This window comes from Legionella beliardensis, assembly GCF_900452395.1.
GTDB classification, from domain to species: Bacteria; Pseudomonadota; Gammaproteobacteria; order Legionellales; family Legionellaceae; genus Legionella_C; species Legionella_C beliardensis.
Genome location: NZ_UGNV01000001.1, coordinates 2221217 through 2234101 on the forward strand (window position 1 = coordinate 2221217; position 12885 = coordinate 2234101).

The following is a 12885-nucleotide window of genomic DNA, read 5'->3' on the forward strand; positions in this document are numbered from 1 at the left end:
ACTATTTTAATTTTAGTTTAAACAGGTAGAGGAAACGATGAGTCAATTAGTTCATCTTATTTATGTCAGTACCGCTACAAATGAATTTAATGATTCAATGCTTATCAATTTATTAAAGTTAAGTCGCGAAAATAATAATAAAAAGCAAATAACTGGCATTTTACTGTATAAAACAGGCTCTTTCTTTCAAGTCCTGGAAGGGGCAGACACAGCAATCGAACTATTAATAGACAAAATCAAACTAGACCCAAGGCATCAAGATGTTACGCAAATCATTTATGAAACTATTTTTAAACGAGATTTTGCAGAGTGGAGTATGGGGTTTGTGCAATTAGAAGAAAAACAACCAACTGATTTAGAGGGCCTTAATGATTTTTTTGATACTGGAAATTGTCTAGCTAATTTAGATGCAGGACGAGCAAAAAAAATTTTACACGCGTTTTCTAAGGGATATTGGCAAAAAACTATTAGATAAGGTTACAGCATTATGGCTACAAAAGTTAATTTTTCTTATGCTTTTCAGCCTATTGTTGATGTAGATAACAAGGTGCCTTATTATTATGAAGCGCTAATTAGAGGCCTTAATAATGAACCTCCTACTAATGTATTTGCCCAAATAAGCAGAGTAAGTTTTGCTGATTTTGATCAAGAGGCAAGAGAGCGTGCGATTAAATTAGCTGTGCAATTAGGGCTTAAATATGACCTTAGCCTAAATTTCTTACCCAGCAGCTTATCAGCAGGAAATTACCTAGATAGAACTATCGCGGCCTTGAAAGAAAATGATTTCAAAACCAATCAACTTATTATTGAAATTACTGAGTCTGAAATCATTCATCATCACCATGATTTTTTATATGGGATTAACAAATGCCGCAGTCAGGGGATTAAAATTGCTATAGATGACTTTGGCGCTGGTTACTCAGGTTTAAATTTATTAGTCAACTGCCAGCCTGACATTATCAAACTAGATATACAATTGATACGTAAGATTGATTCCCACGGCCCAAAACAAGCCGTAGTTAGAGCAATATTAGAGGTTTGTACTGAACTTGGCATTGATGTTATTGCTGAAGGCGTAGAAACATTGCCTGAGTACAATTGGTTAAAACAACAAGGCATTTATTTATTTCAAGGTTATTTATTTGCTAAACCTGGTTTTGAATGCTTACCTTCGGTGAGTTATCCTGAGACTTAAGTTTATAAAAGATTAAATTATCAACCCCCTCTAGTTAAATAAATTAAACAAAACTATTCTTTTGTATACTTATCCAGTTTACTATTATAAAAATTTTTACTTAATTGCGCCTTGCATGACGTGTTAACATTAAATCAATAACTCTACTAATTAAGCGAATAAACAATAAAAAATCAAGCCTATAACTGGTGAGACAATGGATAATAATAAAAATAATAATAAGCCATTAAGCCCTCAATGGACGGCTGCAATTTTTTTTGCAGTATTTGGATTTTTCTTTCTACTTTTAACTAAGTATATGTTGCTCTCACTGCAACAAAGTGCCGCACTACCTTTTTTTCCTGCCTCATTGGTAGCCTTAATTACTGGTGGTTTTTTAGGTTATCTATTCGGCCAGCAATTAATTAAGGAACGCGCTTGGGGGTATGTATTTCTTTTAGGTCTAGTTATTGGCGTTGTTGCAATTATTCTAATTAGCATCGCAGTCTTTATACACGCTTATTTCTATGATCCAACGATTATTAATCATTTACAGCATTGGCGAGATTACTTCATTATTTATGGGATAATTTTTTTATCTCTTCTTTTGACCGTAGGCCTATGGCTCATCCTATTCATGGGCTTGGCTGCAGTTTATTTTAATAAACGCTTCTGGCCTACCTTGGTAGCTATCGAAAAAAAATCCCTTAACAAACCATAAAGGCTCTTATGACAATTAGGGCCGATATTTTTAATTTGATGCAACAAGGTGCCACGATTATTACGCCCAATAATCGTCTTGCTCGGGCTTTAATTGCTGACTTTTACCATACCTATCCAGAGCTTAAGCACCATAAGCCACAGTGCTTTTCCTATTCAGATTTTTTACACGAGCTTTTTAAGAAATATTGCTATTATAATTCGCATAACCCTATTCCTTTGCTACTTACCACGCAACAACTGCGCCATCTCTTAAAACAAATTATTACCCAAGACGTATTAAACCAATCACTTATTGACGAAGTACAAGAGGCATGGATTTATTGCCAACGTTGGCAACTTGATTTTCATGACTCAACTTTTAATTACACATTACAGACACAAAAATTTCAGCAATGGGTAGCACAATTACAAGACACACTAGATAATTTATCTGCTATTACCGAAGATCAACTCATTCCTTTCTTTTTACAACAGCAAATTGACATCCAATTAACGCAGGTGGTTTGGTATTGCTTTGATTACTATACGCCTCAGCAACAAGAATTACAGCAGTATTTAACTGCGCAAAACTGCCAGGTTCATCATCTAGATTTACCTGTTCATGATTCATCACCTGCTCTTTACATTGCTAAAGATGATTATGATGAATACATGCAGCTTATTGATTGGCTTAAAGAGCAATTAGCGCAAGGCAAAACAAAAATTGGTATTGTTATACCTGATTTAGAAGCGCAAATTCAGCCACTAAAAAGAATGTTACAGCAACATTTTTCCTCAAATAGCTTTAATATTTCTTTAGGCCAAACCTTAAATAATTACGAATTAGTTGCGCATGCTCTTTGCTGGTTAAATCTAAATGGCAAAACATTAACTAACCAGCAAGCACGACTTTTACTCTATTCGCCTTATCTTGCCGGCTCTTGCAAGGAATTATTGCAGCGTAGTCAAGTTATGCAAGAATCACATTTTTTACAAGAAGAACTGTTTGATCAAGCAGCCTGGCTTACTGAGCTACAAAAGGCAGCACCGGGGCTTGCTAAACTTTTAAAATCATTAGCAAATTATCCTCACCAGGCCTCACCGCAAGACTGGATTAATTTATTTATTAATCGTTTATCCTTATTAGGATTCCCTGGTGAATACCCTTTAAATTCTGAAAGCTACCAATGTTATCAACGTTTCTTAACGCTTTTTGATGAATTTAAGCAACTTACATTGCTCACAGAAAAACTGACTGCTACAGAAGCACTGACAGCTTTTGAAACCCTAGCTGCAACCACTATGTTCCAGCCTGAAAAAAAAGCATCCCACATTCAGATTCTTAATCTTTTAGAAGCCAATGGCTGTTTTTTCGAGGCACTCTGGATTAGCCGTCTGACTGATGAACATCTACCGCCTAAATTTAAATTATCGGCATTTATTCCCATTCAGTTACAAAGAACGCTTGAAATTCCGTTGATTAGTCCCGCCTATCAATTAGAATTAGCACAAAAAATGTTTGAACGCTTAAAAAAGAGTGCTTCTCACTGTATCGTTAGTTACTCACGTTTATCTAAAGATAAATATAATCTGCCAAGCCCCCTATTAGCAGAATTACCCGCCATTTCTCTGCCAGTAAAACATACTACATTGCCTGCTGCCTGGGAAACATACCTTGAAGAATATCAAATAGCATTAAACCCAGATGAACCAGTCAAAGGCGGCACAGCTGTCTTAGCAAACCAGGCAAAATGCCCATTTCGTGCGTTTGCAGCCCATCGCTTGCATGCTCGAAAAGCAGTAGAAATGTCCAGCGGCCCTAACGCCATAGAACGTGGCCAAATTATTCATCGAGTGATGGAGTTAATTTGGGAGTCATTAAAAAATCAGCAAACACTACTGGCGCAAACAGTAGAAGAATTAGACAGCTTAATTGAACAAGCAATTGCAGAGGCTCTCGCTCCCTATCAAGAATTACGCCAACACTCTTTTCCACCTTTAATTCAAGAAATTGAGTTAGCTAGAATTAAGCAATTAGTCGTTTTATGCCTTGATTGGGAGAAGCAGCGGCCGCCTTTTGAAGTTGAAGCATTAGAGTATGCCTTTACAGCTCAGCTAGCTGATCTTGATATTAATTTGCGCATTGATAGACTTGATAAGCTTACCAATGGGAAAAAATGGGTTATTGATTACAAAACAAGCATACCAAGTTATTTACCTTGGCGAGAAGAGCGCCCTCGCGAGCCACAACTATTATTATATGCCCTACTGGATGAGGAAATTACTGCATTAATCTTTACCGGTCTTAAAGAAGGCCAAATCCTGGTAAAGGGCTTAAGTGAAGAGGCCTGGCCTATTGATGGACTTTCTTGTTTAGACGAAGGTGATACTTGGGCTCAGCGCTTAACAGCTTGGAAAGAGCAGCTCTATCAGTTAATACAAGAATACAAGGAAGGCCTTTGCCCCCCTCGTCCTATTCACACTTCAATTTGCCAACAATGTGATTACCAAAGCCTTTGCCGATTTGGTATTACGGCTGACTAAATGATAATAAAATAAGGGCTTGGAAATTTAAGTTTACATTAGTATGTTAGACTATTTTGGTAATGTGCTAAATAATAATTTCAACAAATAAGGTGTAGTTGTTATGGGCCATTTGAAACCTGGGTTACGGTCCTTTGGACCTGCACCCAGGCTACATTGCTATACAGGCATTGATAAAACATTTATAAACGGGTTAAGCCCGGGAAAAATCAAAAGCTAGCACCTTGCTAATTTGGGAGTAACCTAGAGCCAAGGCAATTAGTCTATCTATACCTAAAGCAACACCACTGCAGACAGGTAGCCCATATGCTAGAGCGTCTAGTAGATATTCATCTATCATTGGGCAATCTAGAGACTTCATTTTCCGTAGCGCTAAATCTGCTGCGAAACGACTTTGTTGCGCTTGTGCATCAGTTAATTCATGAAAACCATTGGCCAATTCAATGCCTTTAATATAGATTTCAAAACGCTCAGCAACCCCATGATTTACTTTGGCAAGAGAAGCTTGTGAGGCAGGGAAATCATAAATTGCGACAGGTGCTGGCAATTCTGCTAAAGCGGGCTCTATGACATGGCTCATTAATAAAAAAAGATATTGATCCCTATCCTGCTCATCTTGAGCTAATACATTGTCCAAACAATGATACTTTAATTGTGCTTTTAATTCGTCAATTGAGACAGTTAAAGGGTTGAGTTGACAAATCTCCTGAAAGACTTGCTGGTAAGTTTTTTTAATTAATGGCGGACAGCCTACAATGAGTTGTAGTAATTCATCCATTTCTGTCATTAATTCATGATGATCAATACCCAATTGATACCATTCCAGCATGGTAAACTCAGGATTATGCCATCGCCCTAATTCATCATCACGAAACACACGTGCTAATTGAAAAATTGGCCCGCTACCTGCTGCAAGTAGCCGCTTCATATGGTATTCAGGGGAAGTTTGCAAATGATATAGTTGCTCGCGAAAAGTAGCTTTAATATTACTTAGGTAAACATCAGTAATACCAAAACGCGCCATACAAGGTGTTTCTACTTCTAGATAACCCCGCTTGGTAAAAAAATCACGAAGCTTTGCAAGAATTAATGCACGTGCACGTAAAGTCTTGATGGTTGCGGAAGGTTGCCAAGACATCAGTAAAAAATTCCCAATTCAAGCTTGGCTACTTCCGACATTCTCTCCTGCGTCCACATTGGCTCCCAAACTAGCTCAACGGTACAATCACTTACCCCTTCTACTTGATTGACAGCTTGTTCAACAGTACCTGGAAAGGTTTGTGCCACCGGACAACCTGGGCTTGTTAAAGTCATTTGAATATGGACATGGTGCTTTTCATTGACGTTAATATCGTAAATTAACCCTAAGTCATAGATATTCACGGGTATTTCGGGATCATATACTGTTTTAAGGGCAGCGATGACGTTTTCTTTTAGCGTATCCTCGTTAAATTTTTTAAAGCCAAACATAACACTACTCCGTACTTACTGGGTTTTGGTTATTATTAATGGCTGCATTAAGAGTATGCCACGCGAGGGTTGCGCATTTAACTCGGGCCGGAAAAGCCTTTACACCAGCTAACACGGCTAGCTTATCAATAGCGACCCAATTGCTATCCTCATCGCGGGTTAACATATGATGAAACTTTTCAAAAATATGCAGTACTTCGTCAACAGGTTTCCCTTTTAATGCTTCAGTCATTAATGATGCTGATGCTTGGGAAATAGCACAGCCGCACCCTAAAAAGCTTAAATCCTCAACAATATTGTCATTAATTTTTAGGTAAACGGTTAGCTTATCACCACACAAAGGATTGTAGCCATTTGCAGCTGCAGTGGCATCCTTCATTTGATAATGATTACGTGGATTGCGATTATGATCGATTATAATTTCTTGATATAACTCACGTAATTCCATGCTCATGCAAACACCTCTTTTACTTTATGTAGCACTTTCATGCATGTATCAATTTCAGCCGTTGTATTGTAAAAAGCTAAAGAAATACGCGTTGTTGCTGCTACATCAAAAAAGCTCATTACCGGCATTGCACAATGGTGGCCACTGCGGATCGCAATGCCTTCATTATCTAAAATAGTTCCAATATCATGCGCATGAATTTTTCCATGCACAAAAGAGAGAATCGGCACTTTCTGTTTTGCCGTGCCAATAATCTGATAACCTTTTACATCTAATAAAGCTTGGGTTGCATAGGCTAATAAATAATCTTCATAAGCAGAAACTGCTTCCATGTCTAAGGTTGCTAAATAATCTAAGGTTGCGCCTAATCCCATCACACCCGCTATATTAGGCGTGCCTGCCTCAAATTTATAAGGGAGTGGTGCGTATTCAGTTGCATCAAAGGTAACGAAATTAATCATTTCGCCCCCGCCTTGATAGGGAGCCATGTCCTCTAATAACGCTGCTTTGCCCCATAACACGCCGATACCGGTTGGCCCATACATTTTATGACTTGAAAAGGCATAAAAATCACAGCCTAACTCTTGCACATTCACTGGATAATGCGCGGTCGCTTGAGCACCATCGACTAACACAACTGCACCATATGCATGAGCCATTGCAATCATTTTTTTGATAGGATTTACTGTGCCTAAGGCATTGGATGCATAAGTAATAGCTACAAACTTTGTTTTTTCATTTAATTTCTTTTCAAATTCTTCTAATAAAATTTCGCCAGAATAAGAAATGGGGGCTACCTGTAATTTTGCACCCGTTTTTTTACAAACCATTTGCCAAGGCACGATGTTTGAATGATGCTCCATATGCGTAATAAGTATTTCTTCATCCGGTTTAATCCGCGGCGCTACAAAACTTTGCGCAACTAAATTAATGGCTTCTGTTGTACCCCGTACAAAAATACATTCATTCACTGCGTGGGCATTAATAAAACGCTGTACTTTTTCGCGTACCTTTTCAAATTGCAACGTTGCACGGGCGCTTAAGGCATGGACACCGCGGTGTACATTAGCATTGTCATGGCGGTAGTAATGACTTATTGCGTCGATAACTGCTTTAGGCTTTTGCGTGGTTGCTGCATTGTCAAGATAAATAAGCGGATGATTATTAACTTTTTGTTGTAATACCGGAAAATCATTACGAATTGCATGCACGTCAAAGCTGGTATTTAATGTTGCTGTACTCATACTTCACTCCAACTGCTCATTGATTAAACTTGCTATCCACTCCCGCATTTCAGGGTGGGGAATTTGTTTTAAATTCTCAGAAGCAAAAGCATGGACTAAATAACGATTAGCCTGCTCACGAGGAATACCTCGAGTAGCCATATAAAATAAGGCATCCTCATCTAATTGCCCAACGGTTGCGCCATGGGTACAGACTACATCATTAGCAAAGATTTCTAATTGTGGCTTAGTATCAACTTCTGCTTGAGCTGATAACAGTAAATTCTTATTTTGCTGCCGCGCTTCAGTATGTTGAGCATGTTTCGCAACAATGACTTTACCATTAAAAACAGCACGCGCACGCCCAGATAATACGCCTTTATAATCTTGGCAGCTTTGACAGCTAGGGACTTGATGATAAACCGTTGTATGATGATCAATATGCTGCTTATCCTTAGGCAAGTAAAGACCATTCATCACACACTGTGCTCGCTCTTCTTCTAAATAGATAGATAAATCACTGCGAACTAAGTGGCCACCTACATGAATAGAATGGCTTTCAAACTGACTAGCCCTTGTCTGCTTTACGGCTACATGCCCTATATGAAAAGCGCCTTTGCTTTCATTTTGAATTTTATAGTGAATTAACTTCGCTTGTTCTGCTAAATAGATTTCAGTGATTGAATTAGTAAGATAATTAACTTCTTCCTGGCCATTAAATAGCTCTATTAGAGTCGCTTGACTACCTAATTCTGCAACAATTAAATGACGAGGATATATGCCTTGCTCTACTTTATCCTGCCAATGCGCCAGTACTATAGGCTCAGATAAACACACCTGCTTCGGCAAATAAATAAAGACCCCAGTTTGTAAGATTGCGGTGTTTAAAGCATGAAAACCGTGCTCGTGCTTTAATAGTTTTGCAAGATAAGGTTTAACTTTTTCAGGGTGCCGATTAACTGCGTCTATTAAGGGCAAAACAATTGCCCCTTGAGGCAGCTTCTTAGAAAACTCATCAAGATTAAGCAGCTGACCATTATAAAGTGTTAATTGCCATCCAAAGGGCGTTAACTGTGTTATTTCTTTTGAATAATTGGAGTCAGCTGTGAGAGAACTATGAAAACGCTGCTGCAAAAATGTATCTAGGGCTGTGTATTTCCATTCCTCATTTTTGCGTATTGGAAAACCGTAATGGCTAAACTCTTGCAAAGCTTGCCCTTGCAACTCAGCTAACCAAGCATTTGGTAAGCGGTTTGCCTTTGCTTGCTCTTGGTAAAATTCAAGAATGTCGCTCATGCTTGTTCCTTCTCCTCAAGCCAACTATAACCTTTCTTTTCTAACTCTAATGCCAACGATTTATCACCCGACTTAATAATTCGGCCATTCGCTAAAACATGTATAAAATCAGGTTCAATATAATCTAAGAGCCGCTGATAATGGGTCACAAGAATAATGGCACGCTCAGCTGAACGCATGGCATTAACTCCATGGGAAATAATGCGTAGCGCATCAATATCTAAGCCTGAGTCTGTTTCATCTAAAATCGCCAATTTAGGTTCAAGCGCAACTAATTGTAGAATTTCATTACGCTTTTTCTCACCACCTGAAAAACCTTCATTAACACTGCGGTATAAAAAGCTTTCATCCATGTCTAATAATTGACATATTTTACGTATAAAACTTAAAAATTCGATGGCATCTAAAGGTGCCTTGCCCTGCCCTTTGCGCACTGCATTAACAGATGCTTTAAGAAAATTAATATTGGTAACGCCTGGAATTTCGACAGGATACTGAAAGGACATAAACAAACCCGCTTGCGCTCGTTCTTCTGGCGAAAGTGGCAGTAAGTCCTTACCTAAGTAATTAATTTCACCACTAGTCACTGTATAAGCTGGGTGGCCTGCTAGTACTTTAGAAAGCGTACTCTTACCTGAGCCATTAGGCCCCATGATGGCATGTACTTCACCAGCATTTACCGTAAGATCAATTCCTCTTAAAATAGGTTGACCATGAATAGCTACATTTAATTGATTAATTTTTAACATACTAGCCTATTGCCCCTTCTAAACTAATACCTAGCAATTTTGTTGCTTCCACCGCGAATTCCATAGGGAGTTCTTTTAAAACCTGCTTACAAAAGCCATTGACTATCATTGATACCGCGTCTTCTGTTTCTATGCCGCGTTGTTGGCAATAAAATAATTGCTCTTCGCTAATTTTGGATGTGGTTGCTTCATGCTCAAGTTGAGCAGTTGGGTTTTTAACTTCAATATAGGGGAAAGTATGTGCAGCACACTCATCACCCATCAAAAGTGAGTCGCACTGAGTAAAATTACGCGCATTGGTTGCCGTTGGCGCAATACGAACTAAACCCCGATAAGCATTATGAGACTGACCAGCACTTATTCCTTTTGAAATAATAGTAGAGCGGGTATTTTTACCTAAATGAATCATTTTAGTACCCGTGTCTGCTTGCTGATAATTATTAGTTAGCGCCACTGAATAAAATTCACCTACTGAGTCATCACCTTGTAAGATAACACTCGGGTATTTCCAAGTAATCGCTGAGCCTGTTTCAATTTGCGTCCAAGAAATTTTAGAGCGCTTACCTCGGCACGCACCCCGCTTGGTTACAAAATTATAAATACCCCCCTTGCCCTCTTTATCACCTGGATACCAATTTTGGACCGTGGAATATTTAATTTGAGCACCATCAAGTGCTACTAGTTCTACTACAGCCGCATGTAATTGATTTTCATCACGCATGGGCGCAGTACAACCTTCTAAATAAGACACATAACTATCACAATCTGCAATAATTAACGTACGTTCAAATTGACCTGTTGCAGCGGCATTAATTCTAAAATACGTCGATAATTCCATCGGACAGCGCACTCCTTTAGGAATATAAACAAATGAGCCATCACTAAATACGGCTGAATTTAAAGCAGCGTAAAAATTATCTCGATACGGAACAACCGAACCTAAGTACTGCCGCACTAAATCTGGATAATTGCGCGCAGCTTCTGAAAAAGAACAAAAGATAACGCCGACTTCTGCTAATTTTGCTTTAAAAGTTGTCGCAACAGAAACACTATCAAATACGGCATCAACGGCCACACCTGCTAATAATTCCTGCTCCCTTAAAGGAATCCCCAATTTTTCATAAGTTCGTAGCAGTTCTGGGTCAACCTCATCTAAGCTTTTAGGTGCATCTTTCGCTTGTTTAGGCGCCGAATAATAAGAAAGTGCTTGATAATCAATGCGAGGATAATGAACACTTGACCACTTAGGATAAGGCATAGTTTGCCAATACGCTAATGCTTTAAGACGCCATTCTAAAATAAAGTCAGGTTCGCCTTTAATTGCCGATAGACGACGAACTACGTCTTCATTTAAGCCAGGCGCAAATGTTTCAGCTTCAATTTCTGTTACAAAGCCATGCTGATAATCCCTTTCCAGAAGGGTATTTATTTGCTCATTACTTTTAGCCACGATGTACTCCACTTGCCAGCTGCCTAATTTTATCAATTTCAATTGGGTGCAAAGATGGTTTTGCTAGCATTTCTAAACTTACACTGTCTAATGCTGTTTTAATTGCTTGACTTATTAATTGCCAGTTGCCTTGAACATGGCAAACACCTTGTAAAGAGCATTCGTTTGGATGAATGCTACATTCTGTCAGCCCCATCTGCTCTTCTAGTGCATAAATAATTTCAGCAATAGAAATTTCGGCTGCTGTTCGTTGTAAACGATAACCACCTGTAACGCCACGCACAGAGGTTAGTAACCTTGCTGCTGTTAATCGCTTTAATAATTTACTTACTGTCGGTACGGAAAGATGAGTATGCAAAGCAATATCGCGTGCATTACAAAGCGTATTAGGACGTCTTGCTAAATACACCATCACTACTGTTCCATAATCAGCCAATTTGCTGATACGCAGCATCTCTTTCCCCTTTTAATCTAGTACTAAAATAGTCTGAATTAAGAAAACAAAACTTTAAACTCGCTGTAAGTTACCCCATTAGTCAATGGAAAATAGCAGATAAGCCGATAGTAATTGTGCTTAATTACTATTAATATAGTACTAAGTTAGTTCTATTTACAGTAAAAACAGCGTTATTGTAAACTATTTTTTACAATAAGAATACTTTAGAGACACTACTATTTTAGAATTTATAAGATATTATATAATAACCGTCCAAATGGATTTGATTTATGATCATCATATTAAAACACACCCGTAAATTTGCTTTGTTTTTATTATTAAAAAGCTCGTTTTTTGCCTATGCCAATACAACTGTCTTTTATAATACAGAACCCGATCACATCGCAGTAGCGCGTAGCCTAGATCTATATACCTCTGATTTACCCCTGCTCATTACTGAACCACGCGAAACGCCTCATACAGGGGAAGCAGGTACAGACTCTCTACAGTGGCGCTCAAAGTATGGGACAGTGATGATAACTGCCTTTCATTCTAATGCTGTTTCAGATGGTATTAATGAAAAAGGGCTTGCTGCTCATTTATTGTATCTGCCTGCTACAACCTATCCGCAATATACGACCACGAATCCTAAGATTTCTAATCTCATGTGGGCTAAATATGTTTTAGATAACTTTGCAACAGTTAATGAAGCGATAGAAGGAACTAAAAACTTAGAGATTGTTGCTAAGAAAGTACAAGGAAAAACCTGGGCTACCCATTTAACAATTGAGGATGCAACAGGTGACTCTGCACTCTTTGAATTTATTAATGGAAAACTTAATATTTACCATGGTAGGCAATACCAAGTTGTGACTAATACGCCTAGTTATGCAATGCAACTTGCCAATCTAAAAAATTACGTAAGTTTTGGTGGTAAATTACCCATACCAGGTGATCCCAGTGCACCTAGTCGCTTTGTTCGTGTGGCAACTTTTTTAAAAACCCTACCAAAGCCTGCGAATTTAGTAGAATCTATTGCCGGCATCCTATCTGTTCTACGTACAGCGCTAGTACCCTTTGGTGCTGTTACTATTGCAAATAATACTACGGAAGATGCATGGACAACTCGATGGGTAACTGTCGCTGATTTAACTCGTAAAATTTACTATTTTAATTCAACAACAGCACCAAATACCCTGTGGGTTGACTTAAGTAAAGTAAAATTTGCCCCAGGTTCTCCGATATTAACGCTCAATCCGGTAAGCATTCGCTTAGATGGTGAAGCCACAGTTAAATTGAGGCCTACTGTAGATTATTAAGAGAGAGTTTTTAAAGAAATCATTAAGGCGGGAGTAGCCGCCTTAATAAAAACATTCTAATTAACGCAAGCTTA

At 38.4% G+C, this 12885-nt stretch carries 13 protein-coding genes; 5 read left to right on the top strand and 8 right to left on the bottom strand.

Annotated elements, in window-relative coordinates; all coding sequences use genetic code 11:
• The first annotated feature begins 37 nt into the window (after positions 1–37).
• The 4 genes from DYE47_RS09825 (at position 38) to DYE47_RS09840 (ending at position 4420) form a co-directional block, all read left to right on the top strand.
• Positions 38–475, top strand: coding sequence for a BLUF domain-containing protein (locus DYE47_RS09825; protein WP_115303099.1), 438 nt, complete (start codon positions 38–40; stop codon positions 473–475).
• Positions 476–487: 12 nt separating this feature from the next.
• Positions 488–1195, top strand: coding sequence for an EAL domain-containing protein (locus DYE47_RS09830; protein WP_115303100.1), 708 nt, complete (start codon positions 488–490; stop codon positions 1193–1195).
• Between the two features lie 196 nt (positions 1196–1391).
• Positions 1392–1895 (top strand): hypothetical protein, encoded by a 504-nt coding sequence (locus DYE47_RS09835; protein WP_115303101.1) that lies wholly within the window; start codon positions 1392–1394, stop codon positions 1893–1895.
• 8 nt (positions 1896–1903) lie between these two features.
• Complete coding sequence (locus DYE47_RS09840) at positions 1904–4420, top strand: PD-(D/E)XK nuclease family protein (protein WP_115303102.1); 2517 nt, start codon at positions 1904–1906, stop codon at positions 4418–4420.
• A 193-nt stretch (positions 4421–4613) separates the two neighbouring features.
• On the opposite strand, the gene epmA is transcribed toward DYE47_RS09840, so the two are convergent.
• Genes epmA through DYE47_RS09880 form a run of 8 tightly spaced genes read right to left on the bottom strand, consistent with a single transcriptional unit; the run spans position 4614 to position 11510 of the window.
• A complete protein-coding gene (gene epmA, locus DYE47_RS09845; protein ID WP_115303103.1) occupies positions 4614–5558 on the bottom strand; it encodes an elongation factor P--(R)-beta-lysine ligase in 945 nt (314 codons plus the stop codon).
• Positions 5558–5890 (bottom strand): SUF system Fe-S cluster assembly protein, encoded by a 333-nt coding sequence (locus DYE47_RS09850; protein ID WP_115303104.1) that lies wholly within the window; start codon positions 5888–5890, stop codon positions 5558–5560. Before DYE47_RS09850 ends, epmA begins: the two co-directional genes overlap by 1 nt.
• Before the next feature lie 4 nt (positions 5891–5894).
• Complete coding sequence (gene sufU / locus DYE47_RS09855; protein ID WP_115303105.1) at positions 5895–6344, bottom strand: Fe-S cluster assembly sulfur transfer protein SufU; 450 nt, start codon at positions 6342–6344, stop codon at positions 5895–5897.
• Positions 6341–7582 (bottom strand): cysteine desulfurase, encoded by a 1242-nt coding sequence (locus DYE47_RS09860; protein WP_115303106.1) that lies wholly within the window; start codon positions 7580–7582, stop codon positions 6341–6343. The genes sufU and DYE47_RS09860 overlap by 4 nt, the downstream gene beginning before the upstream one ends.
• Positions 7583–7585: 3 nt before the next feature.
• The gene (sufD, locus tag DYE47_RS09865) at positions 7586–8857 is read right to left on the bottom strand and encodes a Fe-S cluster assembly protein SufD (protein WP_115303107.1); all 1272 of its coding nucleotides are present in this window, start codon (positions 8855–8857) and stop codon (positions 7586–7588) included.
• The gene (gene sufC / locus DYE47_RS09870) at positions 8854–9606 is read right to left on the bottom strand and encodes a Fe-S cluster assembly ATPase SufC (protein WP_115303108.1); all 753 of its coding nucleotides are present in this window, start codon (positions 9604–9606) and stop codon (positions 8854–8856) included. Before sufC ends, sufD begins: the two co-directional genes overlap by 4 nt.
• Before the next feature lies 1 nt (position 9607).
• A complete protein-coding gene (gene sufB, locus DYE47_RS09875) occupies positions 9608–11056 on the bottom strand; it encodes a Fe-S cluster assembly protein SufB (protein WP_115303109.1) in 1449 nt (482 codons plus the stop codon).
• The gene (locus DYE47_RS09880) at positions 11049–11510 is read right to left on the bottom strand and encodes an SUF system Fe-S cluster assembly regulator (protein ID WP_115303110.1); all 462 of its coding nucleotides are present in this window, start codon (positions 11508–11510) and stop codon (positions 11049–11051) included. The genes sufB and DYE47_RS09880 overlap by 8 nt, the downstream gene beginning before the upstream one ends.
• 272 nt (positions 11511–11782) lie before the next feature.
• On the opposite strand from DYE47_RS09880, the gene DYE47_RS09885 reads away from it, so the two are divergent.
• Positions 11783–12811, top strand: coding sequence for a linear amide C-N hydrolase (locus DYE47_RS09885; RefSeq protein WP_115303111.1), 1029 nt, complete (start codon positions 11783–11785; stop codon positions 12809–12811).
• Positions 12812–12885 lie beyond the last annotated feature (74 nt).

Bases quoted from the DNA above. Each gene is read 5' to 3' on its own strand.
- DYE47_RS09825 (WP_115303099.1), top strand. From the start codon at position 38: ATGAGTCAATTAGTTCATCTTATTTATGTCAGTACCGCTACAAATGAA.
- DYE47_RS09830 (WP_115303100.1), top strand. From the start codon at position 488: ATGGCTACAAAAGTTAATTTTTCTTATGCTTTTCAGCCTATTGTTGAT.
- DYE47_RS09835 (WP_115303101.1), top strand. From the start codon at position 1,392: ATGGATAATAATAAAAATAATAATAAGCCATTAAGCCCTCAATGGACG.
- DYE47_RS09840 (WP_115303102.1), top strand. From the start codon at position 1,904: ATGACAATTAGGGCCGATATTTTTAATTTGATGCAACAAGGTGCCACG.
- epmA (WP_115303103.1), bottom strand. From the start codon at position 5,558: ATGTCTTGGCAACCTTCCGCAACCATCAAGACTTTACGTGCACGTGCA.
- DYE47_RS09850 (WP_115303104.1), bottom strand. From the start codon at position 5,890: ATGTTTGGCTTTAAAAAATTTAACGAGGATACGCTAAAAGAAAACGTC.
- sufU (WP_115303105.1), bottom strand. From the start codon at position 6,344: ATGAGCATGGAATTACGTGAGTTATATCAAGAAATTATAATCGATCAT.
- DYE47_RS09860 (WP_115303106.1), bottom strand. From the start codon at position 7,582: ATGAGTACAGCAACATTAAATACCAGCTTTGACGTGCATGCAATTCGT.
- sufD (WP_115303107.1), bottom strand. From the start codon at position 8,857: ATGAGCGACATTCTTGAATTTTACCAAGAGCAAGCAAAGGCAAACCGC.
- sufC (WP_115303108.1), bottom strand. From the start codon at position 9,606: ATGTTAAAAATTAATCAATTAAATGTAGCTATTCATGGTCAACCTATT.
- DYE47_RS09880 (WP_115303110.1), bottom strand. From the start codon at position 11,510: ATGCTGCGTATCAGCAAATTGGCTGATTATGGAACAGTAGTGATGGTG.
- DYE47_RS09885 (WP_115303111.1), top strand. From the start codon at position 11,783: ATGATCATCATATTAAAACACACCCGTAAATTTGCTTTGTTTTTATTA.